25 protein-coding genes, 2 rRNA genes and 1 pseudogene are annotated in these 26,870 nt (G+C 67.0%); 14 read left to right on the top strand and 14 right to left on the bottom strand.

The window, feature by feature from the left end:
* Positions 1–9: 9 nt before the first annotated feature.
* Entirely contained in the window at positions 10–2,778 is a 2,769-nt protein-coding gene (locus H536_RS0110675; protein WP_024350468.1) for a caspase family protein, read from the bottom strand.
* An 84-nt stretch (positions 2,779–2,862) separates the two neighbouring features.
* Here H536_RS0110675 and H536_RS25130 point away from each other — a divergent pair, with 84 nt between their 5' ends.
* From H536_RS25130 to H536_RS25485, 4 genes and pseudogenes are all read left to right on the top strand, one after another.
* Complete coding sequence (locus tag H536_RS25130) at positions 2,863–3,219, top strand: hypothetical protein (protein ID WP_244495421.1); 357 nt, start codon at positions 2,863–2,865, stop codon at positions 3,217–3,219.
* Positions 3,220–3,361: 142 nt separating this feature from the next.
* Positions 3,362–3,634: an MATE family efflux transporter gene (locus H536_RS25125; RefSeq protein ID WP_024350467.1), complete on the top strand. Its 273-nt coding sequence runs from the start codon at positions 3,362–3,364 to the stop codon at positions 3,632–3,634.
* Positions 3,564–4,058: an MATE family efflux transporter gene (locus H536_RS25120; protein WP_342341760.1), complete on the top strand. Its 495-nt coding sequence runs from the start codon at positions 3,564–3,566 to the stop codon at positions 4,056–4,058. The genes H536_RS25125 and H536_RS25120 overlap by 71 nt, the downstream gene beginning before the upstream one ends.
* A 48-nt stretch (positions 4,059–4,106) precedes the next feature.
* Positions 4,107–4,313 (top strand): annotated as a pseudogene (locus H536_RS25485) (glyoxalase superfamily protein); the annotation flags it as partial.
* A gap of 83 nt (positions 4,314–4,396) precedes the next feature.
* Here H536_RS25485 and H536_RS0110665 read toward each other — a convergent pair.
* Both H536_RS0110665 and H536_RS0110660 read right to left on the bottom strand, forming a co-directional pair.
* The gene (locus H536_RS0110665) at positions 4,397–5,716 is read right to left on the bottom strand and encodes an MmgE/PrpD family protein (protein ID WP_024350465.1); all 1,320 of its coding nucleotides are present in this window, start codon (positions 5,714–5,716) and stop codon (positions 4,397–4,399) included.
* A complete protein-coding gene (locus H536_RS0110660; protein WP_024350464.1) occupies positions 5,716–6,873 on the bottom strand; it encodes an acyl-CoA dehydrogenase family protein in 1,158 nt (385 codons plus the stop codon). Before H536_RS0110660 ends, H536_RS0110665 begins: the two co-directional genes overlap by 1 nt.
* Before the next feature lie 370 nt (positions 6,874–7,243).
* Between H536_RS0110660 and H536_RS0110655 the strand changes: the two genes are divergently transcribed.
* A complete protein-coding gene (locus tag H536_RS0110655; protein WP_024350463.1) occupies positions 7,244–8,050 on the top strand; it encodes an HpcH/HpaI aldolase/citrate lyase family protein in 807 nt (268 codons plus the stop codon).
* Positions 8,051–8,063: 13 nt separating this feature from the next.
* Here H536_RS0110655 and H536_RS0110650 read toward each other — a convergent pair whose 3' ends face one another.
* On the bottom strand, positions 8,064–8,882 hold the full coding sequence (locus H536_RS0110650) for an HTD2 family dehydratase (protein ID WP_024350462.1): 819 nt from the start codon (positions 8,880–8,882) through the stop codon (positions 8,064–8,066).
* Positions 8,883–9,034: 152 nt separating this feature from the next.
* Entirely contained in the window at positions 9,035–9,988 is a 954-nt protein-coding gene (locus tag H536_RS0110645) for a LysR substrate-binding domain-containing protein (RefSeq protein WP_024350461.1), read from the bottom strand.
* 102 nt (positions 9,989–10,090) lie between these two features.
* Here H536_RS0110645 and H536_RS0110640 point away from each other — a divergent pair, with 102 nt between their 5' ends.
* The 9 genes from H536_RS0110640 (at position 10,091) to H536_RS0110600 (ending at position 18,916) form a co-directional block, all read left to right on the top strand.
* The gene (locus H536_RS0110640; RefSeq protein ID WP_024350460.1) at positions 10,091–10,993 is read left to right on the top strand and encodes a LysR family transcriptional regulator; all 903 of its coding nucleotides are present in this window, start codon (positions 10,091–10,093) and stop codon (positions 10,991–10,993) included.
* A gap of 157 nt (positions 10,994–11,150) precedes the next feature.
* Complete coding sequence (locus H536_RS0110635) at positions 11,151–12,488, top strand: amidase (RefSeq protein WP_024350459.1); 1,338 nt, start codon at positions 11,151–11,153, stop codon at positions 12,486–12,488.
* The gene (locus tag H536_RS0110630; RefSeq protein WP_024350458.1) at positions 12,485–13,663 is read left to right on the top strand and encodes a CaiB/BaiF CoA transferase family protein; all 1,179 of its coding nucleotides are present in this window, start codon (positions 12,485–12,487) and stop codon (positions 13,661–13,663) included. The genes H536_RS0110635 and H536_RS0110630 overlap by 4 nt, the downstream gene beginning before the upstream one ends.
* Positions 13,664–13,666: 3 nt before the next feature.
* A complete protein-coding gene (locus tag H536_RS0110625; RefSeq protein ID WP_024350457.1) occupies positions 13,667–14,479 on the top strand; it encodes an enoyl-CoA hydratase in 813 nt (270 codons plus the stop codon).
* A 28-nt stretch (positions 14,480–14,507) separates the two neighbouring features.
* Positions 14,508–15,509 carry an ABC transporter substrate-binding protein gene (locus H536_RS0110620; RefSeq protein ID WP_029703051.1) on the top strand — a complete coding sequence of 334 codons (1,002 nt, stop codon included), beginning with the start codon at positions 14,508–14,510 and terminating at the stop codon, positions 15,507–15,509.
* 66 nt (positions 15,510–15,575) lie between these two features.
* The gene (locus H536_RS0110615; RefSeq protein WP_024350455.1) at positions 15,576–16,469 is read left to right on the top strand and encodes an ABC transporter permease; all 894 of its coding nucleotides are present in this window, start codon (positions 15,576–15,578) and stop codon (positions 16,467–16,469) included.
* Between the two features lie 13 nt (positions 16,470–16,482).
* Positions 16,483–17,262, top strand: coding sequence for an ABC transporter ATP-binding protein (locus H536_RS0110610; protein WP_024350454.1), 780 nt, complete (start codon positions 16,483–16,485; stop codon positions 17,260–17,262).
* Entirely contained in the window at positions 17,259–18,146 is an 888-nt protein-coding gene (locus H536_RS0110605; RefSeq protein WP_024350453.1) for a polysaccharide deacetylase family protein, read from the top strand. The genes H536_RS0110610 and H536_RS0110605 overlap by 4 nt, the downstream gene beginning before the upstream one ends.
* Positions 18,146–18,916: a short-chain dehydrogenase/reductase gene (locus tag H536_RS0110600; RefSeq protein ID WP_024350452.1), complete on the top strand. Its 771-nt coding sequence runs from the start codon at positions 18,146–18,148 to the stop codon at positions 18,914–18,916. The genes H536_RS0110605 and H536_RS0110600 overlap by 1 nt, the downstream gene beginning before the upstream one ends.
* A gap of 33 nt (positions 18,917–18,949) precedes the next feature.
* Here H536_RS0110600 and hydA read toward each other — a convergent pair whose 3' ends face one another.
* The 9 genes from hydA to H536_RS0110550 all read right to left on the bottom strand — a co-directional run.
* On the bottom strand, positions 18,950–20,377 hold the full coding sequence (gene hydA / locus H536_RS0110595) for a dihydropyrimidinase (protein WP_024350451.1): 1,428 nt from the start codon (positions 20,375–20,377) through the stop codon (positions 18,950–18,952).
* 78 nt (positions 20,378–20,455) lie between these two features.
* Positions 20,456–21,676 (bottom strand): cysteine desulfurase-like protein, encoded by a 1,221-nt coding sequence (locus H536_RS0110590; RefSeq protein ID WP_024350450.1) that lies wholly within the window; start codon positions 21,674–21,676, stop codon positions 20,456–20,458.
* A 48-nt stretch (positions 21,677–21,724) separates the two neighbouring features.
* Positions 21,725–22,468, bottom strand: coding sequence for an amino acid ABC transporter ATP-binding protein (locus H536_RS0110585; RefSeq protein WP_024350449.1), 744 nt, complete (start codon positions 22,466–22,468; stop codon positions 21,725–21,727).
* Complete coding sequence (locus H536_RS0110580; RefSeq protein ID WP_024350448.1) at positions 22,468–23,142, bottom strand: amino acid ABC transporter permease; 675 nt, start codon at positions 23,140–23,142, stop codon at positions 22,468–22,470. Before H536_RS0110580 ends, H536_RS0110585 begins: the two co-directional genes overlap by 1 nt.
* A 66-nt stretch (positions 23,143–23,208) precedes the next feature.
* Complete coding sequence (locus H536_RS0110575; RefSeq protein ID WP_024350447.1) at positions 23,209–24,003, bottom strand: transporter substrate-binding domain-containing protein; 795 nt, start codon at positions 24,001–24,003, stop codon at positions 23,209–23,211.
* A gap of 526 nt (positions 24,004–24,529) precedes the next feature.
* Positions 24,530–25,225 carry a GntR family transcriptional regulator gene (locus H536_RS0110565; RefSeq protein WP_024350446.1) on the bottom strand — a complete coding sequence of 232 codons (696 nt, stop codon included), beginning with the start codon at positions 25,223–25,225 and terminating at the stop codon, positions 24,530–24,532.
* A 150-nt stretch (positions 25,226–25,375) separates the two neighbouring features.
* Positions 25,376–26,260 (bottom strand): aldose 1-epimerase family protein, encoded by an 885-nt coding sequence (locus tag H536_RS0110560; protein WP_024350445.1) that lies wholly within the window; start codon positions 26,258–26,260, stop codon positions 25,376–25,378.
* A 126-nt stretch (positions 26,261–26,386) separates the two neighbouring features.
* Positions 26,387–26,501, bottom strand: a 5S ribosomal RNA gene (gene rrf, locus H536_RS0110555).
* Positions 26,502–26,588: 87 nt separating this feature from the next.
* Positions 26,589–26,870 (bottom strand): 23S ribosomal RNA (locus H536_RS0110550); the annotation flags it as partial.

Genomic DNA, 26,870 nt, shown 5'->3' with positions numbered 1-26,870 from the left:
ACCATCAGGTCAAAGGCTCAAGAAATACGCGCTACGTTTCTCGGGCGCGCAGTCGAGGACCGGGCTCTGACGTCGCACCTCTCCGAATCTTTGAAGAATGCGATCGAGAAAGGCGCTGTTCGACGTCACCCCGATGCCTTCGCTGATGATACTCGTGGCCTGCAGTGTGAATTCGCCCTGACCATTGCTCTCGTACGCGAGTTCCTGAGACGTGCAGGCGCTGAAGGAAACGTCCCTCTGGATGAAGGGCGCACGGCTGCCCGACCGTCGCAGCTGGGCCGAGCGCCTGGCGTATGCGTGTTTCATCGCAGGGGTCGGGTCGACGTAGCGTGCGCGCAGATCGCTCTCTGCTGTCCCGCCCCTCGCGCCAAGGCGCGTCGCGGATAGGGCGCGCGCATGCACACGGCTTATCGTGCCTGAGTGGCAGCAGTCGAAGAAGCAGGTCAGGGACGCGCCATCCGCCAGGCCACTGAAGATGATCCGCAGTTCGTCATCGATCACCAGGCCGTCGTCATCCGAACCACAGTCGATGGCGCACAGGCACTCGTCCTTGATCTCCCCGACCGCAGCCCCCTCCTCGGCTTCATCCCCGCTCAGATCCTCGAGTTGGGTGCCATGTCCGGCAAACTGCAGGACCAGATCGTCCCCCGCCCGGGCCGCGGCCACGAAGCTGGTGACCCTGGCTCGGATTCCTGCCGCAGTCGCTGCTTCCTGGGGTAGGATCTGCGCGGTATAGCCCAGTGCCTCAAGTGTCTGGGCCCACAACTTTGCGTCCGCGAGGCATCCCCTGAGCGGACTGATGTAGCGGTAGTCATTGATCCCGATGCAGAGCGCTCGCCGCGCGCCGACAACCGGCCTGGTGGCAACCGGGGTCGCTGGCTGCACCGAGGTGCCGGCCGGAGACGATCCGATCGGGGTGAAGGACAGCCGAGCCAGCGCCTCCTCGACCTGCGCAGAGACATCGAGCTGGCCATCCCATAGATCGTTGCTCGCCACGCGCGCGCCGCCGTCTTCAAGGGGAAAGATCGGCTCCCCGTTTCGACGGTCGAGGACCCGGCGCACGACGCTGTTCATTGTCGCAGCGTCATCGTCGAACCCACCATGGGTGCAAGAATCGCTCGCGCTGCCAAAGTCGCTGCCATTGCTCGGGGCCCAGACCACTTCGCCCAGCTCGGAAGGCATCCCCCGTAGCCCAAAAATATCGCTGGCCAGCTTGTCGCCGCGCAGCGAGATTTCGAGGCCGAGAATGTCGGTCTTCCGCCTTTCTTCAAGAGCCTCGTAGATGAGGTACAGCAGGGACTGACGATAAACTGGCGTTACCGTGTCGTCTTTCTCGCGCTGCTTCCTCATCGTGAAGATGGTCAGCGGCCCGACGTTCTTGCCGAGCAGCGGCGCCACACGCTGGTGAAACAGGTCGTTGCGGATTGCCGGCGCAAGGAAATGCGCCGTCTTGACGCTGGCGCCGGAGTTGGCCAGTGCCGATAGGAAATAGGCATGGAAGATCGATCCGGCGCTGTGGCCCACAACGTGGATCTCCAGGTCGTCGCCGTGTTTCTTGGCGAGAGCTGCGGCTTTGGCGGCAACGTAAGCCGCTCCGCCACCGTCGCCGCTCGCGCGCTCCGCGCTCGACTTCATTCCGTCCCATACGATCCGCCCCCCAGCCCCGCGAACCAGCTCCTCGATCGGGGCGTTGAGCAGAAAGTCGAACGGACCTCGAGCCCCGCCGCGGATTCGATCCACTGTGCCCGTCATGAGCTGCCGTATCGTCTCGGCGAGACCGGTCTCCCAGATAAAAAAGACCGGATAGACTTTATTCTCACGCCAGAAACGCAGTTGCTTGAAGGCGCCGTGCAAGGCGTTCTTCTCCGATACAAGACCACCATGCGCATAGAACAGAAGCCGCGCTGGCTCCTTGCGCGCCTTGGCCGCTGCGATTTCCTTGGGGATACGCTCCTCGAACAAGCGATCGACATCGGCCTTCGTCGTCCCGATCCGGCCGGAATCCGAGAAGCTACCCCTCTCCAGGTTCACGACGTGATCGGAGAGCGCCTCGATCATCTGCGGGGACGGCTCGGCGCCGCTCAGGCTGCCACCCCGTCCGCCGGGCTCTTCCGCCTCGAACATCTCGTAGCCGACGACATGTTCGGCCGTTGCCATATCGTCCACGGCCTGCGGCAGGGCGAGAAGGTCCTGGATCAGGCTGGCGCCACGCCGGAACTGATCCGCAAAGAGCGCTTTGCTTGAACGCGGGTTTCCGCCAGCCGCGGTCATGGCTGCGACTTCGCCGATCCATTCAGCCTTGTCGAAGCTCGTGCCCGGACAGGTCTTGCCCGACATCTCGCTGTGGAATTTCATATCCTGCGGTGCGAGATTGAACCGCATCTGGATGGCGCTGATGACACCCAGCGTCGCCTGCTTCTGCTCCTTCGTGATCGTTTCCTGTCCAACATCGAAGTCGCCGATCATTTCGATCATGAAGGGCCCAGCGCTGGCATTGCCGTTGAAGCCGCTGGAACTCGCCGGCGCCGCGTTGAAATTGCGGCAGAGCCAGATCTCGCCTCTTGGCGCGATGGTGACGTGCTGGGCGATGTCGCTCCAACCGTTGTTCTGCGTATGGTGTCGCCACATGGACTGGATGGTCGCCAGACCGCGATAATCGCTCTGCCGGGGACGCCAGGTGTGATGGAGATGCACTTCCGTGATGCGACGCGTGAATGGGAACGCACTTGCGATCTCGCGGAACGCGTTCAAGTCAACAGAGTGAAAAGATCGAGCCATTGCAAACAACCATTATCTGTTGAAGCAATTTGATGAGGTTGAACAGAATTTGTCAACTGACTTTACGTCATTCGACCGATTTAGTTGACGTATGTCAACAGACAACCTGATGTCGTCCCTTCCTTCACAGAAGGCGCGCAGGCCTTGCACCTCCCGCATTCGTGCGATTCTGTAGCAGAGACGATCGTCGTCATCCTCGGCACCTGTCGCGCGGATGGTAATGCGGGCCCCGTCCAGTTCTTGCGCGACAAGAGCCGGAAGGAAAACGGGGTCATGTCGTCGCAATCCAATTCGTTTCTCAGCGGACCGCTTGGCCCGATCTACCTCCGTACCGCGCTTCCGATCATCTTCGTGATGGGCATGAACGGTCTGCTGGCGGTCGCCGATGCGCTGTTCCTGGGCGTTTCGTGGGCGCGCAGGCGCTGGCTGCCCTCACCCTGATGTTCCCGCTCTAAATGCTGATCGTGGCGCTCTCGACGCTGGTCTCGTCGGGCATGTCGAGTATCCTCACCGCCACACCGGCGCGCGGCAGGTCGACGTGGCCGGCGGTGTCTATGCGGGCGCGCACGGCCTTACCGCCTGCATGGGGCTGATCCTGATCGCGCTGTTTCTCGGCTTTGGCGCCCCGGTCGCGCTGCTGGCGGCAGGCGGGTCCGCGGTGCTGGCCGAAATGGGCTTCAACTACGTCCTGATCGGCGTGCTGGACGGGGGCGTGGCGGGCTCGGCCTATGGCATCATCACGCGGCTGCTCACCTTCGCCTTCCTGCCGTTGCTGGGCCTGGCTTATGCGATGCAGACCATCACCGGTAACAATTTCGGTGCCGGGAGTTATCAGCGCAGCGATGCCAGCCTTTAGGACTGGCGTTCTTGCGGCCCTCGGCTACCGTCTCACCCTGCAGATCGGCATGAGTGTTTTCGCGGCCCCGATCGGAACCGCCTTCGTGTCCGACCCTGTCGTCGTTACTGAGGTCGCGCGCATCCTGCCGGTGATCTCGGCGGGCTTCTTTGCCGCGGGGCCGCTGATGATGATCGCCATGCATTTCCAGGCGATCGGCGACGCCGGGCGCGCGGCGATCCTCGGGCTTTCGAAATCCTACATCCTCGCGATGCCGCTGACTTATCTGCTGGCCGGGACGATGGGCGAGCCCGGCATCTGGCTCGCCTCCCCTCTGTCAGAGGTCTTGCTTCTCGCGCTGACGGCCTTCGTTCTGATGCAACTGGCGAAGCAGCGATCCCTGCGATGGGGCCTCTTCCTGCGCGCCGAAAAGGTGGGAACATGACACGCGGCCTGCCGACATTCGCGGAGGCCAGGGACATGGCAAGGCGGGCTGCGTGAAGAGCTCGCCGCCGCGAGGACCGCGGTCAGCCACGCCCAGGCGCTCGAATTGATCGCCCGCCGGCATGGCTTCCGCGATTGGAACGCGCTGCATGTGGCAGTTCGGGACCGGCCGCCGGAAGGCTGGAATGTCGGCGGGCGGGTGACGGGCCGCTACCTCTCGCAAGAGGTCACGGTGATCGTCCTTCCTGCCGAACAGTTGCGGCCGGGGCAGGTTCCGGCTCGTGCTCGATTTCGACGCGGCGGTGGACGTGGTGCGCTACGATCGTTCGCCTGGCTGAGTCAGTCGGCCGGCGCCTTCGTTGCGAGAAGGGTCGCCAATGCGGTCACATCCGCGGCCTCGCTAAGGCTGTCGACCGCCTGCAGGAGGGCGCCCGACAGGTCGTGGCCGAGGAGCGTGGCGGATTTTGCGGCAAGCCGCGTCTCGATGGTGTCGGGGTCGGCGGCGGCCAGAAGGTCGTGGCTGGCGGTCAGTTGCCGGCCGTCCCCCGTCTCCACGGACACGCGGGACTGCGTGTCGGTCAGCGACGGGTCTGCCTCGACCGTGACCCGGTCGCGCAGCGCCACGAGATCGGGGCGCACGCAGTTGGCCGCGTCGTAGACGGCAAGGTCCGCCGTATCGAGCCCGTGAAGGGCCATGGCGGTAACGAGGCGATAGCTAAACTTTGCTTCCAGACCCGTCGCGGGTTCCGGCTTGTTGCAGACGTCGAACCAGCGGGGGTTGGTGGAGATCGTCACGCTGCGAATGGCGTCGGGCGCCAGGCCGTCGTCGCGCAGGCTTCGCAATGCCTCGAGTGTCGCGTGGAGGCCGTGGCAGCAGGCGTGGAACTTGTAGGAAATGTCGGGGAAGACCCAGGTTTCGCCGAGCCCGTCGAAGGCTGCCATGTGTCCGGTTCCTGCATGGGTCGGCCCGAACCCCTGGCGGTCCTCGAACCCGTTCGGATTGGAGGCGACGCCGGCCCGCGCGAGGAGCGCGCAGGTGACGCCGGCTTCGGCGGCAAAGCCCGCGTTGAGCGGTTTCGCCATCGTCCCCATCTGGCTCTTCAGCCCCGATGCGCGTGTCGTCGCGAGGCCCAATGCGAAGATCATCGCGGCCTCGTCGAGCCCGGCAAGGCGCCCGGCCGCCACGGTCGCGCCGAAGGCGCCGGCGGTGCCGGTCTGGTGGAACCCCGCCTCGTAATGCGACCGCCCCAGCCAGTCGCCCACCCGGCACGTCGCTTCGAGCCCGACGACCAGCGCGTCGAGAAAGGCCTGGCCGGACGAACCTTCCATCTCCGCCATCGCAAGGGCTGCCGACATCACGACGACGCTCGGATGGCCGATATGCAGGAAATGCGTGTCGTCGCAATCCAGCGCGTGGCTGGTCGTGCCATTGGCAAGCGCCGCCGCGCGCGGGGTCGCCGTCCCGCCGCCGATGAGGCTTGCGCCGGCGCCTGCCTCACTCGCGGCCATGCGCCGGGCCGCGATCGCCACCGGCTCGCTGCGCCCGGCCAGTCCCGCCGTCGCCCAGTCGAAGAGCGAGAGCCTGGCAAAGCGGCGGGCCGCCGGCGAACCGGGATCTTCGGTGAGCGCGAAACGGGCGAGACGGGCGGCGATCGACATCAATAGCTCCGCGGCATGCCGAGCACGTGCTCGGCGAGGTAGGAGAGGATGAGATTGGTGGAGATCGGCGCCACCTGATAGAGGCGCGTCTCGCGGAACTTGCGCTCCACGTCGTATTCCTCGGCGAAGCCGAAGCCGCCATGGGTCTGGACGCAGGCCTCGGCCGCCTCCCAGCTCGCCTCGGCCGCCAGCATCTTGGCCATGTTCGCCTCGGCGCCCGGATTCTCGTTCGCCTCGTAGAGCCGGATCGCCTCGTGCAGCATCAGCTCGGCCGCGCGCATGCGCGCATAGGCCTTGGCGATCGGGAACTGGATGCCCTGGTTCTGGCCGATCGGCCGGCCGAAGACGACCCGCTCGCCGGCATAGGCGGCGGCCTTGTCGATGAACCATTTGGCGTCGCCGATACATTCGGCGGCGATCAGGATCCGCTCGGCGTTCATGCCGGAGAGGATGTAGCGGAACCCCTTCCCTTCCTCGCCGATCATGTTGGTGGCCGGCACCGGCACGTCGTCGAAGAAGAGCTCCGTCGTGGCGTGGTTCATCATCGTGCGGATCGGCCGGATGGTCAGGCCGTTCGCCTTGGCCTCGCGCATGTCGACGAGGAAGACCGACAGCCCTTGCGTCTTCTTCTCGACCTGATCGAGCGGCGTCGTGCGGCAGAGGAGAATCATCAGGTCGGAATGCTCGGACCGGGAAATCCAGATCTTCTGGCCGTTGATCCGGTAGACGTCGCCGTCGCGGCGGGCGGTGGTGCGCAGCGACCCAGTGTCGGTGCCGCTGGTCGGCTCGGTGACGCCGAAGGACTGCAGCCGCAGCGTCCCCTCGGCGATCTGCGGCAGATAGGCCTGCTTCTGGGCGTCCGAGCCATGCCGGAGCAGCGTGCCCATCGTGTACATCTGCGCGTGACAGGCGCCGGCATTGCCGCCCTGGCGGTGGATTTCCTCGAGGATGACAGCGGCAGCCGAAAGCGGCAGTCCCGATCCGCCGAATTCTTCCGGGATCAGCGCCGAGAGGAAACCGGCCTCGGTCAGCGCCTTCACGAAATCGGTCGGATAGGCGCGGCGCTCGTCCAGCTCGCGCCAGTAGCTGCCCGGGAAATCCTGGCAGAGCCGGCCCACCGCTTCGCGGATCTCGTCATGGGTGTCGATCGTGGTCATGCTGCGCTCCTGTGCTCGGGACAGCATAGCGTCCGGCACGGAAACCGGCAGACCGCACGGGCGATGGAGGCGATAGCCAACTCCTATGGAAGTCGCACGATTGTCCGCGATTGAGGCTCGCCGTTTCCAGTTCTGATCGAACCGGCTGAATCACTGTCGCAAGGGTTGGCGACAAGCCCCTGACGTCACTCACGATGGAGGGACCGCGCCATCTGCCCGGCCGTCAGCGGGTGGATAGGGCCGGACTATCGGGTCGATAGACGCCCAGTCCGTTCCGAACGACGGTTTGGCCGGCTAGGATCAGCCATCAGATGAGGCCGCATCATGCCAGCGGCCCGTCCTGCCCGCCATTGTCGAGACGAGACCTTTCATGCGCGATCCCGCCAATTCCCGCAGCTTCCTCTTCGTCCCGGCGACCCGCCCGGAGCGGATCTCGAAGGCGTTCGCCTCGGGCGCGGATGCAGTCATCGTCGATCTCGAGGATGCGGTCGCGCCGGCGGACAAGGAGGTGGCACGGGCCGGCCTGCTCGCCGCGCTCGCCGGCGACGCCGGTGTGTTCGTGCGGATCAACGCCGCCGGCACGCCATGGCATGATGCCGACATGGAGTGTCTCGACCATCCGGGCGTCGCCGGCGTGATGCTGGCCAAGGCCGAAACGGCGGATGACGTCGCCCGGATGCCGAAGCCGGTCATTCCACTGATCGAGACCGCGCGCGGCCTGGCGGCAGCGCGCACCATTGCAGAGGTCGCCGGGGTCGTGCGGCTGGCCTTCGGCACCATCGATTTCATGCTCGATCTCGGCCTGCCCGAGGACGCGGAGGCCATGGCGATCTACCGCGCCGAACTGGCGCTGGCCTCCCGGCTTGCCGGTCTCGCGCCGGCCATCGACGGGGTGACCCCGGCGATCGACGATGTCGAGCGGGTCATCGCGGAAACCCGCCGGGCCCTTGCCTTCGGTTTCGGTGCGCGGCTCTGCATCCACCCGGCGCAGATCGGTCCTGTCCACGACACGATGCGGCCCGGTGACGACGCGATCCGCCGGGCCCGCCGCATCGTCGCCGCGGCGGAGGCGGCCGGCGGCGGCGCGATCCAGCTCGACGGCGCCATGCTGGATCGGCCACTGGTCGCCCAGGCCGAGGCACTTCTCGCCCGCGCCGGAGAGCAGGAGGGCCGCTAAAGGAGGTCGTTGGTCAGGCGGTTTCGAGCGTCGCCTGCATGGAGATCACCCCGTCGGAGCGCTCGATGCGCCCCTCGCCGCCGGTGCCGGCGGCCGGGTGAACCAGCCGGATCGGCGTCGTGTCGAAAACCGGCGCCAGCGCCCGGAAGGCGAACCGGCGGACGGACGCGGTGCCCGCCATGGCGTCGCAGAGCTTGGTCGCCATCAGCGGGCCGTGGACGATTAGCCCCGGATAGCCCTCGACCTCACGGCAGAAGTTCCGGTCCCAGTGAATCCGGTGGCCGTTATGGGTGAGTGCCGAATAGAAGAACAGCTCCATGTCCGGATGGACGACATAGCCGTCCGGGACCGGATCGCCGGGAGCGCGCAGCGCCTTTTCCGGCAGCCCGCAGTCGCGGTAGACGATGGTCTGCCGCTCGGCGACCCCGAGCCCGCCATCCTGTTCGATCGCATGGTCGACGGTCACGAAGCAGAGGTCGCCGGTCCGCCCGCTCTTGAAGGCGACATCCGTGATGGTCGAGCGCCGCGTCGCCGGCACGCCGATGCGCAGGGGACGATGCACCGTCACGTCGCCGGCCGCCCACATGCGGCGGTGGAACGGCGCCGGCGGCAGGAACAGGCCCAGCCGCTCATGGCCGTCCTCGCCCTGGTTCGAAATGGGAAAGCCGTGGTTGAAATAGGCCCAGTGCCAGGTCGCCGGCAGTTCGGCCTCCGGCGCCGCGACGCCAAGGGCATGCGCCTGCTTCGCCGCCGTCTCGGGCGCCATGCTGTCGGTCGCTTCACGCTGGCGCCCGACATAGGCCATGCATTCCTTGCGGATCGCCTCGTCCATCGATCGTCTGCCTTTCCTGCCGCCGGACCGCCAGCGCGACTTGCGCAAACCGGTGATCTTCCGCCCTGGCGGTGCCTCGAAGGGACCGCCCCGTGAGGAGGCAAACTAGAGCGCGCTGCGGATCGCCGTCCAATAGGCCGTCGTCGCGGCTGTCATAGGCTCGCGCTCTGACTGTCGGGGAACTCGGCCTGCCAGATCCCGCGCCGCACCAGATCCTCGATGACCCGGATGCAGTGGGTTTCGATGGCCCGGGTCGCCGCCGAGACGGGCCGCCTGGCCGAGCGCACCAGATAGACCGGGCGGCGCATGCGGGGCGAGACGATCTGGCTGCCCAAGAGCCGGCCGGTCTCGGCCAGATCATGCACCGCCGCCGGGGACAGGATGGTGTGGCCGCTGCCGCGGGCGACCAGCGCCTTGATCTGCTGCAGCGAATCCATCTCGGTGACAACCCGCGTCTGCAGCCGTTCGGCCTTGACCACCCGGTCGATCAACCGTCGCAGCCCGTGACGCTGCGACGGCAGGACGAGATCGAGCGCCATCACCTCGGCCAGCGGCACCGGAACGCCGGGCGGCGTCGCAAACGGCCAGTCGTCCGGCGCGGCGTAGAACCAGAGATCCTCCATCAGGATCAGCCGCGAGGGGCAATCGCCGATCCCGTCCTGGTCGTAGAGCAGTGCCAGGTCGATCTCGCCGCTGGTGACGAGTTCGCGGATATGACCGCTCATCGCCTCGGTGGCGCAGAAGCGCACCTGCGGCATCTCCACCCGCACCGTCTCGGCGAGCGGAATCGACAGCGCCATGGACACCGAGGCCGGCATGCCGAACTCGACCCGGCCCGACGGTTCGGCCCCGATCGCCCGCACCGCGTCCTCGGCCTCGGCCATGAGGCTGCCGATCCGGCAGGAATGGTCGTAGAGCACCTGCCCCGCCTCGGTCGGCACCACGCCCCGTGCGGTCCGCGACAGGAGTTCGGTGCCGAGGTGAGTTTCCAGATTGCGGGTCTGCTGCGACAGCGACGGCTGGGCGATGCCGAGCACCCGCGCGGCCGCGCTCATCGATCCGCTGTCGACGATCTGGCGGAAATAGGCAAGCTGGCGTGAGTCCAAGGAAGGCTCCGGGAAATAGGAACATCCTATTGGTAGCGCCCGCGCGCCGCATCTGTACAGGGCCCGCTTCCGCCGGCCGCGTCGCTGCTCTCTAATGCCCCCATGCGAAACCACGACCTCTTCTCCCTCGCGCTCTTCGTGAACATCTGCGAGACGCGCAGCATCAGCCGGGCCGCCGAGCGGATGAACATCGTCGCCTCGGCCGCCAGCCGGCGCGTCGGCCTCCTGGAGCACGAGGCCGGCCTGCCGCTGCTGCTGCGCCGGCCGCATGGGGTGGAGCCGACCGCCGCCGGCATGATCGTGCTGCGCTATGCCCGCGACGTCATGCACCTTGGCCAGCAGGTGGAGGCGGCGTTGGAGGATCATCGCTCCGGGGCGAGCGGCATCGTCCGCGTCTTCGCCTCCAGCTCGGTGCTGGTGGAGTGCCTCGCCTCGCATCTGGCGGAATTCGCCAAGGCGCATCCCGGCATCAAGATCGATCTGGAGGAGCGGCCGATCAGCGACACGCTGCAGGCGCTCTATCACAAGCAGGCGGATGTCGGCGTCGTGGTGGCCGGCAGCGAGATGTCGGGCCTGTCCAGCTATCCCTATGCCAGCGACATGCTGGCCGTCGCCGTCCCCTGCGACCATCGCCTTGCGGCCGCGCGCCGGCTGAAATTCGACGAGCTCTTCGAGGACGACCACATCGCTCTGGAGCCGGGTACGGCGGTGCATCGCCTTCTGTCCGAGCAGTCACGGGTGCACGGCCGGGCGCCCCGGGTCCGGGTCCAGGTCCGCAGCTTCGAGGTGATGTGCCAGATGATCGGGCGCGGGCTCGGCATCGGCATCATGCCGCGGCGGGCGATCGGACCGCTAGCGGCAGCCCTGCGGCTGTCGCTGGTGCCGCTCGACGAGCCCTGGGCGCTGCGCCGCTTCACCATCTGTGCCCAGCCCTCCGACACGCCCAATGCGTCGACCCAGCGCCTCATCGCCTTCTTGCGCGAGCGCGCCTCGACCGCCGGTTAATCGGCCCTCCGGCAAGTCGCGACCAGACGAAAGCAACCGGCACCCACGGTTTCACCAAATTCGAAACCAGACGACGCTGAATTCTCATTCCCCGAACCAGATTTCGCACATAGGCTGAACAGGCTTAAGAAACAGGCATCCGAAAGGCGCCTCGTTGATGTCCCTGCCGACGCTTCCCCAATGGACCGCTTTGACGCCGCAGCGCCGCGTCGCCGAGGCGGAGCGTTGCCGGGCCGCGCGGGACAAACTCGACGCGGCGTTCAGCCTGTTCGTCGCGGATGGCATGACTTGCACCTCCGGGGCCGCCCCTTCCACCGACGGGCCTCTGGCCGGCCTGCCCTATGCCGCGAAGGACATGTTCGACAGGCCCGGCCGCGCGCCGTCCTGCGGCATGGCAGAACCCTTGGCGGCCCCACCCAAGCGATCAGCCGCGATCCTCGACCGCATGGACGCGGCTGGGGCCGACTGCATCGGCTTCGCACGGATGGCAAAACTCGCCTACGAGCCCTCGGGCTTTGCCACCGCCCGCAATCCCCGGAACCCGGCCTTCGCACCCGGCGGCTCGTCATCGGGCTCCGCCGCTGCCGTCGCCAGCGGCGCCGCCTTCGTCGCCCTCGGTTCCGATACCGGCGGCTCGGTGCGCATCCCCGCCCATTGCTGCGGTGTCACCGGCTGGAAGCCCTCCGCCGGCCTCGTGCCGGCCGACGGCGCCATGGTGCTGGCTCCGAGCCTCGATACGATCGGCATTCTTGCCCGCGGCGCCGCCGACATCCTGATGGTCGCCGAAGCGACAGGCCTTCTGCCGTCCGGCGATGCTGGCACGCCCCACCGCGGCATCGCGGTCGCCGAAGACCTTCTGCAGCGCGCGGAGCCGTCTATCCGCGTCGCCTGCGAGGCCGGCATCGACCACTTTCTCGAACTCGGCTACCCGCTGGAAGGTCGTTCGGCCGGCCCTGCGGTCGACGCCAATGGCGACGCCGCCCTGCGGGTTCTGCAAGCCGAAGCCGCACGCGGTCTCGGCGCCTCGACCGCACTGGCCGAACAGGACCCGGAACTGGCGCGCCGGCTGGCGAGCGGCGGCCGGATCGACGACGCCACGCTCAGACGCGACCTTGATGGGCGCGAAGCGGCCCGGGCGGCCTTCCTCGCATCGGTGTTCGGCGACAGCGCGTTTCTTCTGACGCCGGTCATGGCGATCCGCACCCCCACGCTGGCGGAGATCGATCCTGCCGCGCCGGGCTTTTCCGGTCGCACGCTCTACGCCCTCAGCGCCTTCCTGCGCTTTGCCAATTATCTCGGCCTGCCCGCCCTCGCGCTGCCGACCGGCATCGACGATCGCGGCATGCCCGTCGGGCTTCAGCTCGTCGGCCGGCCGGGCAGCGACCGCGCGCTTCTGGAACTCGGCGCCGCCTTCCAGGCGACATCCTCCTGGCACGGCCGGATGCCGCCGCTCGCCCAACCGATCCTGCAATCTACCGAGAGTCTCGTCGCATGAGCTCCGCCCTCTCCCATCTCCGCGTGCTCGACCTGACCCGGGTGCGCGCCGGGCCGACCTGCTGCCGGATTCTGGCCGATTTCGGCGCCGACGTGGTCAAGGTCGAGGCCCCGGTGGGGGTGGATCCGAACGCCAATATGAGCGGCGCGCGGCATGGCTACGACATGCTCAATCTGCACCGCAACAAGCGCTCGCTCACCCTCAACCTCAAGACCCCCGAGGGTCATGCCGTGTTCATGCGGCTGGTGCGCGATGCCGACGTGGTGGTCGAGAATTTCCGTCCCGACGTGAAGGACCGGCTGAAGGTCGCCTATGACGACCTGAAGGCGGTCAATCCGCGCATCATCCTCGCCTCGATCTCGGGCTTCGGCCAGACAGGCCCCTACAGCATGCGCGCCGGCTTCGATCAGATCGCCCAGGGCATGGGCGGCCTGATGGGCGTTACCGGCCTGCCGGGCCAGGGTCCGGTGCGCGCCGGCATCGCGGTCGCCGATTCCTCCGCGGGCGTGTTCGCCGCCTGCGGCATTCTCCTGGCGCTGCAGGAGCGCGAGACATCCGGCGAAGGCCAGTGGCTTCACACCTCGCTTCTGGAAGCGATGATCTCGATGATGGACTTCCAGGCTGCGCGCTACCTCATCGACGGCGAGGAACCGGCCCAGGCCGGCAACGACCACCCCTATGTCACGCCGATGGGCGTGGTGCAGACCGCCGATGGCCACATCAATATCGCCGTCGGCGGCGAGAACCAGTGGCGCCCCTTCTGCGAGGCGATCGACCGACCCGCACTGGCCGACGATCCGCGCTTTCGCACCCAGCCGGACCGCTTCGCTAACCGCCCGGCGCTGAATGGTTTGCTGCAGGAGATCTTCACGAGCCGCAACTCGGCCGAATGGCTCGATCTTCTCGACCGCCACGGCGTGCCCTGCGGCCCGATCAACGGCCTCGCCGACGTCTTTGCCGACGAGCAGGTCCGCCACCTCAACATCGCGGTTCCCCTGGAGCATCCCGCCCGTGGCCCGATCAGGGTCGTCGGCCAGCCGATCACCATGACCCGCACGCCCGCCGCCTTCCACAGCGCCGCCCCCGATGCCGGCGAACACAGCGACGCCATTCTCGGCGAAGCCGGGCTGTCGGCGGACGAGATCTCCACCCTGCGCGCCAAGGGAGTGGTCTGAGCCATGGCCGGTACGATCGACCTTCGCCGCGCCGGCCACGCCGCCATCCTGACGATCAGCCATGAGGCGCGCCGCAATGCGCTCAGCCTCGCCATGTGGCGGATGCTGCCGACCCTCGTCGCCGAGGCATCGGCCGATCCGGACATTCGCGTCATCGTCCTCGAAGGCGCCGGACCGAAGGCATTTTGTGCCGGAGCCGACATCTCGGAATTCGCCACCCTGCGCGACACGCCGGAGCAGGTCGCGGCCTACGAAGTCGCGGTCGACCGGGCACTGACGACGTTGGCCGCCTGCCCCAAGCCGGCCATCGCCGCCATTCGCGGCGTCTGTTTCGGCGGGGGGCTGGAACTTGCGCTCGCCTGCGACCTCCGGCTGGCCGACGACAGCGCGCTCTTCCGCATGCCGGGGGCCCAGCTCGGGCTCGGCTATACGCTCTCCGCAATCGAGATGTTCGTGCAGCTGATCGGCCAGGCTGCCACCGCGGAGATCATGTTCGCCGGTCGCGCCTTCGGCGCCGCCGACGCGCTGCGCTTCGGCGTCGTCCAGAACGTCCATCCGCGGGCCAGCTTCGAGACCGAGCGCGACGCCTTCGTCGACACCATCGCCGGCAACGCGCCGCTGACCCTCATCGCCACCAAGCGGGCCCTCATCGAGCTGGCCCGCCCGGCCGGCGCGCGCGACCCCGCGGCGGTCGATGCCCTCGTCGCGGCCTGCTTTGCCAGCTCCGACTACGCCGAAGGCCGCAAGGCCTTCAGCGAGAAACGCCGTCCGCTCTTCAAGGCCGCTGCCGAGACGGCCCCGATTGAGCGAAAATGACCTCTTCCTCGGCGCGATAGGTGACGACATGAACAGACGCAGCATTATACGCCACTCCCTCGCAGTGGCGGCCAGCCTCGCGGTCGGCCTCGTGCCGCTCCGGGCCTTCGCGCTCGGACCGGCTCCCGAGGCTCTCACCGATCCGGTGGAGCTGACGGTCGGCTATCAGAAGGTCGGGCATCTGGCGCCGATCACCCTGATCTCGGACGAGCTCGAAAAGCTCGGCGTGACCCTGAAGACCGTCGAATTCGCGCGCTACGCCGACGCCCGGACGGCGCTTCTGTCCGGCTCCCTCGACATGGCCACCGTCGGCCCCGCCGACCTCGCGATCTCGCTGTCGCAGGGCTCCAAGAACGTCGTCGGCCTGATGGGCGTCGGCTCCTCCAAGAAATACGTCATCGGCCGCAAGGGCGTCGAACTGAACTCCTGGGAAGACCTGAAGGGCAAGAAGGTCGGCATCGCGCCGGGCTCGGCTGTCTGGTTCCAGTTCGCCGCGACGGTCACCGAGAAGAACATCCCCTATGACAGCTTCACCGCGGTCAACATCCAGGGTGGCGGCGCCAATTTCGACCAGGCGCTCAAGCGCGGCGAAGTCGATGCCATCGTCACATGGGAGCCCTTCGAATCCGTGCCGGTGATCGAGGATTACGGCTACTTCGCCAAGAACCTCGAATACAGCGCATCGGAAGCCGTCGGGGCCGAACTCGGCATGCTGATGGCGACGAAGGATGCGCTGGAGGAAAAGCGCGGCGCCGTCGAGCGCTTCGTCTGGGCCTATCTGAGCTCGCAGGAAAAGCTCGCCGCCGACCCGGCAGCCTTTGCCGCGGCCTATGCCGACCTCACCGGTCTCGCACCGGACGTGGCGGCGGAAGCTGCCAAGCCGATCACCCTCGGCTCGGTGGTCGACCAGGAGCAGATCGAGCGCCAGGCCAAGGCCTTCGCCGAACTCGGCGTGATCCAGCAGGACGTCTCGGACCAGATCGCCGATCACTGGGATCCGTCCATCGTCGAAGCCGCCAAGGGTCAGTAATCCTTGCCGCCTCGCCCCGCGATCCGACGCGGGGCGAGGCACCCGTCCCGCAGCCAGGAGACCGCCATGTCCGATACCTCCGTCAAGCAGCCCGTTCCGGACGGTGCCGGACTCGCCGCCCCGGGCGCGCGAACGCTGGGCAGCACGTTGCCCCAGCTCATTCTCGCCAGCAGTGTCGGCCAGTTGCTGCTCGGTCTGCTGCTGCCGGTCGCGATCATTGCCATCTGGCAGTTCGCCGGCACCGACGGCTCGCTCTTCGGCGGTGTCCTACCGACCCCCGACCGGGTCGTCTCGGCCTGGTGGGTCTGGGCCTTCGGCGAGGCCGGCATGGGGCTGAATCCCTATAGCGGCACGTGGTTCGCCAATGTCGTCTTCTCCACGCAGCGCGTCGCCCAGGGCTTCTTCGTGGCCATCGCCGTCGGCGTGCCCGCCGGTATCCTGATCGGCTGGAGCCGCCTCGGCGCCCAGATTCTCGACCCGACGGTCCAGATCATGCGCCCGGTGCCGATCACCGCCTGGCTGCCCTTCTCCGTCGCCGTCTTCGGCATCAGCGGCTTCAGCGCCATCTTCCTGATCGCCCTCGGCGCCTTCTATCCGATCGTCATCAACACCACCCAGGGGGCCCGCCATGTCGAGCGCAATCTGATCCGCGCCGCGCTGATGATGGGCGCCAACCGCTTCGACATCCTGCGGCGCGTCGTCCTGCCCGCCGCCCTGCCCTCGATCTTCACCGGCCTACGGATCGGCCTCGGCATTGGCTGGACCGCCGTCATCGTCTCCGAGATGATCGCGGTGAAGTCCGGTCTCGGCTACGTCCTGTGGGACGCCTATTATGTCGGCCGCATGGACGTGGTCATCGCCGACATGGTGTCGATCGGCGTCATGGGCCTCCTGAGCGACCAGCTCATCCTCCTCGCCGAACGCTGGGCCCTGTCCTGGCGCCTCGCGCAGACCCGCTGAGAAGGAATTCCCGATGGCCGAAATCAAGCTTCGCCAGGTCGCCAAGGTCTATCATGCGGCCACCCCGATCCGGGCACTGGACTGCGTCGATCTGGATATCGCCGAGGGCGAGTTCGTCGCCCTGCTCGGCCCCTCGGGCTGCGGCAAGTCCACCCTCCTCAACATCCTCGCGGGCTTCGAGAACAACAGCGAGGGCAGCGCGCTGATCGATGGCAGCACCATCGGCCGGCCCGGCCCCGATCGCGGCGTCGTCTTCCAGGAAGCGGCGCTGTTTCCGTGGCTGACGGTCTGGGAGAACGTCGTCTTCGGCCCCAAGATGCAGGGCGTGGCCCGCGCCGACTACGAGGAGCGCGCCCGCGAGCTTCTGGAGATCGTCGGCCTGCAGGATTTCGCCAAGGCCTATCCCTCGCAGCTCTCCGGCGGCATGCGCCAGCGCGTCGGCATTGCCCGGGTGCTGGTCATGCGGCCGCGCGCCCTCCTGATGGACGAACCCTTCGGCGCGCTCGACGCCCAGACGCGGCTGGCCATGCAGGAATTGCTGCTGAAGGTCTGGGAGAAGCTGAACACCACCGTCGTCTTCGTCACCCACGACATCGACGAGGCAATCCTGCTCGCCGACCGGGTCTGCGTGATGACCGCGCGGCCGGCGCGGATCGGCCGCGAGATCCCGATCGAACTCGCGCGTCCGCGCTCCATCGACGACCTGATCACCCCCGACTTCACGCGCTACAAGGCCGAGATCATGGCCGAGATGCGCAGCGCCCACAGACAGGCAGAGACGCAGGCCGCATGAGCAATCCCCGCATCCCCTACCGCATGTCGTCCGAGCGACCGTCCCTGCCGCCGATGCAGGGCCGGAAGATCCTCGTCAATCTGGTGGTCAATGTCGAAAACTGGCAGTTCGACCAGCCGATGCCGCGCACCATCATCACCCCGCCGCACGGCAAGGAGACGGTGCCGGATGTGCCGAACTTCAGCTGGGCCGATTACGGCATGCGCGCCGGCCTGCCGCGCATCCTGAAACTGTTCGCCGATCTCGGCCTGCCGGCTTCCACCTCGATCAATGCCGGCGTCATCGCCGCCTATCCGCAGGCGGCCCGCGCCATGCGCGACGCCGGCTGGGAGTTCGTCGGCCACGGCCTGCACCAGCGCGCGCTGAACCATGCCGGCGCCAGCGAGGAGGCGCTGGTCATCGAGACCCTGCGGCTGATCGAGCAATTCACCGGCACGCCGGCGCGCGGCTGGCTCAGCCCAGGCCTGCGCGAGAGCCTGGAGACCCCGGACATCCTGCGCCGCGCCGGCGTCGATCACGTCTTCGACTGGGTGGTGGACGACCTTCCGTCCTGGATCGCCACGCCGGACGGGCCGCTGATCGCGATGCCCTACAATCTCGAGATCAACGATTCCATCGTCTACGCCATCGAGAAGCACGCGACCGGCGAGATGCTGAACCGGCTGCAGCGCACGCTTGCCCTCTTCCGCCGCGAGATCGACACCAATCCGCGCGTTCTCGCCATCGGCCTGCATCCGCATCTGATGGGCGTGCCGCATCGCCTGCAGGAACTGCGCGACATGGTGGAGCTGCTGAAGGCCAGCGACGACGTGCTGTTCACCAGCGGCTCCGAGATCGCCGACTGGTACGCCGCGGCCGAGCCCTTTGGCGCAGGTGCCGGCTGATGGACCTGCATCTGTCCGGCAAGCATGTGCTGATCACCGGCGGCACAAAGGGCATCGGCTTCGCCATCGCCGATCTCGTCGCCGCGGAAGGCGCCGCCGTGACGATCGTCGGTCGCGATGCCGATCGCCTGGCCGATGCGAAAGCGCGGCTGGCGCCCCACGGCACGGCGGTCACCGCGATCGTCAGCGACCTCGCCGAGGCCGGCGCCCGGGCGGCTCTGGTCGCGGAAGCCGGCGACGTCGACATCCTGGTCAATTGCGCCGGCGCCATTCCCGGCGGCGACCTCTTCGCCCTGCCGATCGAGACCTGGCAGGAATCCTGGCAGCTCAAGGTGTTCGGCTATATCGACCTGACGCGGCTCTATCTGGAGCGGATGAAGGCGCGCGAGAGCGGCACCATCGTCAACATCATCGGCGATCTCGGCCGGTCTCCGCGCTTCGACTATGTCTGCGGCTCGACAGCCAATGCCGCGCTCATCGCCTTCACCGAGGCGGTCGGCGCCAAGAGCCCCGACTGGAACGTCCGCGTCTTCGGCGTCAATCCGACCGCCACGCGAACCGAGCGCATCGTCACCGTCGCCCGCGGCCGTGCCGAGAGCGCGCTGGGCGATCCCGAGCGCTGGCGCGAGATGATCTCTAACCGTCCCTTCGGCCGCCTGTCGGAACCGGAAGAAGTCGCCCGCATCGTCGCCATGCTCGCCTCGCCGGCGGCCGCCTATCTGTCCGGAACGGTGGTCGATGTGGATGGCGGCATGCGTCATCGAGGCTAAGCGCTCCCGTGAGCGGCCATCCCGGTCCGCGGCTCAGAGCGCCGCGGGACGATCCCGCCGTGTCGCCAGATAGGAGCGGTCGCGGCTGCGGTACTGGCCGTCGCCCTTGCGGCCGACGAGGGCCCCGTCGGACACCATCAGCTTGCCCCCCAGAACCACGATCGTCGGCCAGCCGGTGAGCTCCAGCCCCTCATAGGGCGTGTAGTCGGCGCCGTCGTGCATCTCGGCGTGCCGGACCGTGCGGGTCATCGCCGGATCCCAGATCGCGATATCCGCATCGGCGCCGATGGCGATCGTACCCTTGCGGGGATAGAGGCCATAGGTCTTGGCCTGGTTGGTCGCCGTCAGCGCCACGAAGCGCGGCAGGTCGATCCGGCCCTTGTTCACCCCTTCCGAGAACAGGATGGGCAGCCGCAATTCGACGCCCGGAATGCCGTTCGGAATGTGCCGGAAGCTGGTCATGCCCTTCGGATTGCGCTTCCCGGCCGGGTCGTCGTAGCGGAACGGGCAATGGTCGGATGAGAACAGGTCGAAGACGCCGCGTTCGAGCCCGTCCCAGCAGGCCTCCTGGCTCTCCGCGTCCCGCGGCGGCGGCGAGCAGACGAACTTGGCGCCTTCCCAGTCCATCCCGTCCAGATCGTCGGCGGTCAGCATCAGATATTGCGGGCAGGTCTCGCCGATCACCTTGCGGCCGCGGCGGCGCGCCCGCTCGATCTCTTCCATGGACTCCCGGTTCGACACATGGACGATCACCAGCGGCACGTCGGCGACCTCGGCCAGCGACACGGCGCGATGGGTCGCCTCGCGCTCCACCGCCATCGGCCGGGTCGACGCATGGGCGCGCGGCGCGACATCGCCCTCGGCCTCGTGGCGGCCGATGAGATAGCGGATCGCGTCCTCGTTCTCGCAATGGACCATGACGAGGGCGCCGGTGCGGCGGGCCACATCCATCGTGTCGAGGATCTGGCCGTCGCTGAGCCGCAGATCCTCGTAGGTCATGAACACCTTGAAGGAAGTGTAGCCGTCCTCCACCAGCGCCGGCAGTTCCTGGCCGAGCACCGCGTCAGACGGGTCCGAGACGATCAGATGGAAGCTGACATCGGTGTAGCAATTGCCGTCGGCCAGCGCGTGATAGGCCTTCAGCGCCTCGCGCAGCGGCCGGCCCTTCTCCTGCAGGCAGAACGGCAGGATGGTGGTGTTGCCGCCGAACAAAGCCGAGCGGGTGCCGCTCTCGAAATCGTCGGCCATGACGATCCCCTCGCCCGACGGCTGGGCGATATGTACATGGCTGTCGATCCCGCCCGGCAGGACATAGCGCCCGGTGGCGTCGATGGTCTCGACCGCCTCACCGAGGTCGCGGCCGATCTGCACGATCACGCCGTCGCGGATGCCGATATCCGCCTGGAACACGTCGGACGCGGTGGCGATCGTGCCGTTCTGGATGACGAGGTCGTAGGGCATGGGCGGTCCGGATCGATGAAACGAAGGAAGGGCTACCCAGTGCGATCTCGGCCGGGCAGCGGGATAGGACAAGCGCGGCTAGAGCGCCGGTTCGAGCGCGGCGATCAGCCGGTCGACCTCGTCCAGCGTGTTGTAGTGGACCATCGATACCCGCACGACGCCGTTCTGCGGCGCAAGGCCGAGATCCTGGATCAGGCGCTTGGCGTAGAAATCCCCGTGCCGGATGCCGATCATGTGCGGATCGACCTGATCGACGATCGCCTTGGAATCCCGATCGCCGGCAATGAAGCTGATCGTCGCCACCCGGTCCTCGACGGCGCTCCAATTGCGACCGACGATGCGGATCGAGTTGCGGCTGCCGAGGAAGTCGAGAAGCCGCGCGGTGATCGCCCGCTCCTGTTCGGCAATGTCGCGGAAACCGGCCTCGATCGCCGCGCGGCCCGCCGTGGCGCCAGCCATGACACCCAGTTCCTCGACATAGTCGATGGCGCCGACCGAGCCATGGGCGAGCTCGTAATTGATGTTGCCCGGCTCCAGCTTGTGCGGCACGGCGTCCTTCCCGAAGAAGAAATGATAGATGTTGTCGAGCTCGAGGAGCCGGTCCCGCCGGCCCCACATCACCCCGACATGCGGGCCGAAGACCTTGTAGGCGCTGAAGATGTAGTAGTCGGCGCCGAGCGCCTGGACGTCCACGGCGCGGTGCGGCGCATAGGCGACGCCGTCGACGCAGACCTGCGCGCCGCCCGCATGGGCGATCTCCGAGATCTCGGCGATCGGGTTGATGGTGCCGAAGATGTTCGAGGCATGGGTGACGCAGACGAGCTTCGTGCGCTCGCTCATCAAGGCCTTCAGGTCGTCGAGATCGAGCTCCAGCGTTTCCGGATTGCAGTTCCAGAACCTGATGACGATGCCGCGGGCATCGTGCTTCAGCCACGGGCCGATATTGGCCTCGTGATCGGTGTTGGTCACGATGATCTCGTCGCCGGCGGACAGGCTGCCACTCATCGCCTCCGACAGCACCCGGATCAGCATGGTGGTCGAGGCGCCCATGACGATCTCGCCGGCATCGGCGGCGTTCAGATAGCGGGCGAAGGCGTTGCGCGCCTCGCGCACCCGTTCCGTCGAGCGCTGGCTCGGCGCGTAGGTCGCCCCGGTCTGGACGTTGGACGTCAGGAGGTAGTCGGAGATCCGGTCGGCAACCCGCGACAGCACCTGGCTGCCGCCAGCATTGTCCATGAAGACCCAGTCGCCGGAAAGCGCCGGAAACTGCCGGCGGACGAAGTCCATGTCGAGTGCCATCGGATGTGCCTTTCGGTCTCTGCCAGAATGTGCGGGATTGCCCGCGCGTCAGTGGTTGAGGACGGCGTCGAGGAAGGCGCGGGCGCGCTCGTTCCGGGTCGCCGTGAAGAAGGTTTCAGGCGTCGAGATCTCCTTGATCTCGCCGGCTTCCATGAAGACGATGCGATCGGCCACCTGCCTGGCAAAGCCCATCTCGTGGGTCACCAGCATCATGGTCACCCCCTCGCCCGCCAGTCCCTTGATGACGTCGAGCACCTCGCCGACCATTTCCGGGTCGAGCGCCGAGGTCGGTTCGTCGAAGAGCAGGATGCGCGGCTCCATGGCCAGCGCCCTAGCAATGCCGACGCGCTGCTGCTGGCCGCCGGAAAGCTGCACCGGATATTTCTCCGCCTGTTCGGCAATGCCGACCCGTTCGAGCAGGCGTCGGGCGCGGGCGCGGCTCTCCTGCCAGCTGAGACCGCGCACCCGCACCGGACCGAGCGCGACATTGTCGAGGACGGTATGGTTGGGAAACAAATTGAAGGCCTGGAAGACCATGGCGACTTCCTGGCGCACGCTCTGCAGCCTGCGGCCGGCCTCGACCCGCGTGCCGTCGACAACGACGTCGCCGGCATCATATTGCTCGAGAAGATTGATGCAGCGGATCAGCGTCGACTTGCCGGAGCCCGAGGGCCCGAGCAGCACCACGACCTCGCCGGCGGCGACCTCGAGGTCAATGTCCTTCAACGCCTCGAACTTGCCGAAGCGCTTGCCGACGCCACGCATCTCGATGATCGGCCGGGTCGCCTCCATCAGCGGGCTCCCTTCTTGGCATGGCGCGCCTCGAAGACGGCGACGAGACGCACCAGCGGCAACAGCAGCAGGAGATAGAGGATCGCCGCGCCGATCAGCGGCGTCGGATTGGCCGCCAGCGCCTGTGCCTGCGTCGCCTGCTTCAGAAGGTCCGGCAGCGCCACCACGGAGGCGAGCGCAGTGTCCTTCATGACGTTGATCGAATTGTTCGTCAGCGGCGGAATGACGATGCGGATCGCCTGCGGCAGCACCACGTCGCGCATCAGGAACCACTGGCTGAGCCCGATCGACTGGGCCGCCTCGAACTGGCCCCGCGGGATCGCCTCGATGCCGGCGCGGTAGATTTCCGCCGTATAGGCGCTGGAGATCATCGTCAGCGCCGTCGTCGCCGAGGCGAAGGCCGAAAGCCGGATGCCGACGAAGGGCAGCGCGTAATAGACGATGACCAGCCAGACCAGCACAGGCAGCGCCCGGAACACGTCGACATAGGCAACGACCAGGAATTTCAGGATCGGGTGCCCGTAGATCCGCATCATCGCCAGAGCGAGGCCGCCGACCAGGCCGAGCACGATGGACAGGGCTCCCAGCGCAATCGTCCGCCACAAGCCTTCCAGGAGCAGCGGGTAATAGCGCAGGAGAACGTCGATATTGAAGAAGGTGTGGACGATATCCATCAAGCCGCCGACTGTTCCGGGAGAGGCGTCGGGGCCGGACGCAAAGCGCCCGGCCCTTCGGTCAAATTACGACTTCGGCTTCGGCATCTCGCGCACTTCCACCGTGCTCGTCGTGGCTTCCGGCTGCATGCCGAACCATTTCTCGTGCAGATCGGCGATGTAGCCTTCGTCCTTGAGGGTCGTCAGCACCTCGTTGGCCTTGCCGGCCAGCTCGCTGTCCTTGGCGAACATCATCGAATATTGCTCGCCCGTGGCCAGCCGCTCGACGACCTTCATCTCGGGCTTGTCCTTGAGATAGTAGGCGACCGCCGGAATGTCGGAGACATAGGCGTCGATGCGCCCCGCCGCGAGATCGAGCATGGCCGGGCTCAGGCCTTCGTAGCGGCTGATGCCGGCCAGACCCCACTCGCTCTCGCGCTCGGTCGAATAGATGTCGCCGGTCGAACCCGTATCGACGCCGACGGTCTTGCCCTTCAAGTCGCCGCTGCCGGCGATGCCGGAATCGGCGCGGGTCGAGAGCGACTGGTCGCTGTCGTAATAGGGCTGCGCGAAGGACACCGACTGGAGCCGCTCGTCAGTGATGGTGATCGAGGAGATCGCCACGTCGATGCGGCCGGACTGGACGGCGGAGAACAGGCCATTGAACGGCACGTTCTGGATGTCGACCTCGTCATAGCCAAGGCGGTCGGCGACCTCCTTGAGCAGATCGACCTCGAAGCCGACGATCTCGGAATTCTCGTCCTGGAACTCCCAGGGCACGTTGCCGATATTGGCGCCCGCGGTCAGCGTTTCGGCGAGCGAGGGACCGGCGACCAGAAGGAGCGCGGTGGTGGCGGCGGCGATCATGTGGGTCCGGATCATGCAAGTCTTCCCTGTCTCGTTGGTGGAGCACACCGGCACGCGGCCGGCCTGGAGATCGAACTGGATGGCGTGACGTCCCGCAGCACCTGCTTCTACCGTCGGCATGCAGGTGCCTATATTTTTCGCATGCACTTTAGAGCACAAAGTGTATGCGAATTATCCCGGCGCGCAATCCCGCAGGGCGATTTTCTCCAGATTCTGGGAATGATCGGCGAAAGCACCTCCAGGATGCGGTCCGGGCTCGAACGTCGCGATGGCGACAGGGAAGCGTCCGGGGCCTGCTCACAGGGAGGTCCGGCGACGGGCGAACCCGCGCTCAATGTTGGCGCTCCGGCTGCCGGGAGCCTTGAGGCGGCGGGTCGCCACTTCGAAGCCAATCTGCTCCGCGCCGGTGGCCCTCGGGGACAGAAAACGAGTGAGCGCGGCCTGCACGAGATCGCACGACCTCTCCAACCGGGCTCGCCATCAGGCCCGCCGCGCCAGCATCTGCGTTCGAACGCCGACCGGCTGACGCAGTCGCGCCGCGTCAGTCCTCGACGTAGGGCGCCAGAATATCGACGAGGTTCTTCGTGCCCCGGTCGGCATCGGGCAGGAACGCCCGATCGGCCACGGCTTCCAGATGCCCGGCCATCAGCCGCATGGCCGCGTCGCGATCGCCCTTGGCCAGCGCCTCCACCAGCGAGCGATGCTCGTTGACGGCGCATTCGGGCGAATGCGGGCGGCCATAGGCCGAGAGCGACAGGCCGCTGCGATAGGCCACCTCGCTGACATAGCGGATGAGGATCGGCTTGCCGGTCATCCGGGCCAGCAGCACGTGGAAATCCGTCGCGAGCCGGATCGACGCCGCTTCGGGACCACCGGCGGCCTTGTCCTGCGCCGCAATATGGGCGTTGAGCTCGGCGATCTGCTCCGGGCTGAGCGCGCCGGCCAGATGCCGGACCACCAGCCGCTCCAGTTCGACGCGGATGTCGAAAGTGTCCCGCGCCTCCTCGAAGGTGGGAGTCGCCACCACCGCGATCCGGTTGCGGCGGAGATCGACCAGTCCTTCGCCGGCCAATTGGCCCAGCGCCTGCCGCGCGATGGTACGACTGACGCCGAAGCGTTCGCCGAGCGCGTCCTCGGGCAGCTTGTCGCCCGGCGCCAGAGCGCGTTCGATGATCGCCCGCCGAATGGCGAGGCAGATCCGATCGACGCGGCTGGCGGAATCGCGTGACAATGCCATCGGCGGATGATGCTCCTTTTCGCGGTTCCCACCCGATCGCATACCACACGGCATCGAAAGTCCATACGTGTTGCCGCGCGGGAAGCCGCCTGTCCTCACGCGATGCCGGATCGGTTCACGGGTCCGGGCTATCTCCGAAACCGCAGAATGTCACGCATCGACGCCTACGCGCCAAGTGAAGTCGCGGCTGGCGCCGGGCGGCAGGACCAGGATCCCCGGCTTGTCGATGAAGGCACCATCCCAGCCGATCGGGCTCGCCATCGAGAACCAGGGCTCGATGCACACGAACGGCGCACCGCCGGATCGCGACCAGATGCCGAGATCCTTGTAGCCCTCCCAACCGATGGTGATCGAACGGACAATCTCCCCGTCCGGCGCCTGCGCGGCGTAGGTCACGCTGCGGCTGGCGACATCCGGCATCACCAGCGCGTCCCGCGCAAACAGCGCCTCCGACAAGGGCAGCGTCCGGCAATCGAAAGGCAGCGGCTTTTCGGCGCCGAGCAGCGCATCGCTGACCGACAGGGCGACGCCCGTCTCCTGGCGGTCGAAGTGAATTGCATGGTCCGTCTTGGCCACGCCGTCGACCAGTGGCCAGCGAAACCCCGGATGCGCGCCGACGCCGCAGGGCAGCGGCTCCTCACCGGGATTGCTCACCCGGGTCCTTACGGTCAGGGTCGCCCCGGTCACCTCGTAGATGAGCTCCAGCACGAAGGGATAGGGATAGACGCGTCGGGTCACCGCGTCGTCGGCGAGGCGGAGCACGCACCGCCGAGACGATTGCTCGATCCAGTTGAAGCGGCAATCCCGGGCGAAGCCATGCTGCCCGACTGTGTACGTCTTGCCACCGTCGCGCAGGACATCGCCCGCGAGCTTGCCGACGATGGGGAACAGGACCGGCGCCTGCCGCGGCCATTCGGGGCCGCCCTGCCAGAGGAGTTCCTCCCCTGCCGCGTCACGCAGGCTGACCAGTTCGGCCCCGGCGTCGCGGATCACGGCGCGAACGCCCTCGGCTGCGATCTCATGCGTTTCCATCATCGTCGTCACCGCCTTCGCCACTCTCGGAGCCCCTGAACGCAAAAAGCCCCTCGGCTGTGGAGCGCGAGGGGCTTTGCGTGGTGTGGTGTGAAGAAGAGGTCTCTGTGTACAACTTGCGATTTGCAGACCTGGCGGCGACCGACTTTCCCGCGTCTTGAGACGAAGTATCATGGGCGCTGGGGCGTTTCACGGCCGAGTTCGGAATGGGATCGGGTGCGGCCGCCCCGCTAGAACCACCAGGTCGGCAAATGGCAAGTTGGAAGCTGGTCTTGGGAGGGCATTGTGATTGTGTTGCGCACCCTGTTTGGGTGGGCATTGACGAATGAGAATGATCAAGCCGATCGAGCGATTAGTACCGGTAAGCTTCATGCGTTGCCGCACGTCCACACCCGGCCTATCAACGTGGTGGTCTACCACGGCTCTGATAGGGAGAACTCGTTTTCAGGTGGGTTTCCCGCTTAGATGCCTTCAGCGGTTATCCCGACCGTACATAGCTACCCTGCACTGCGGCTGGCGCCACAACAGGTCCACCAGAGGTACGTCCAACCCGGTCCTCTCGTACTAGGGTCAGATCCTGTCAATTCTCCTGCACCCACGGCAGATAGGGACC

The sequence above is a fragment of the Aurantimonas coralicida DSM 14790 genome (assembly GCF_000421645.1).
GTDB classification, from domain to species: domain Bacteria; phylum Pseudomonadota; class Alphaproteobacteria; order Rhizobiales; family Rhizobiaceae; genus Aurantimonas; species Aurantimonas coralicida.
This window is presented reverse-complemented; position numbering and strand designations above follow the sequence as displayed.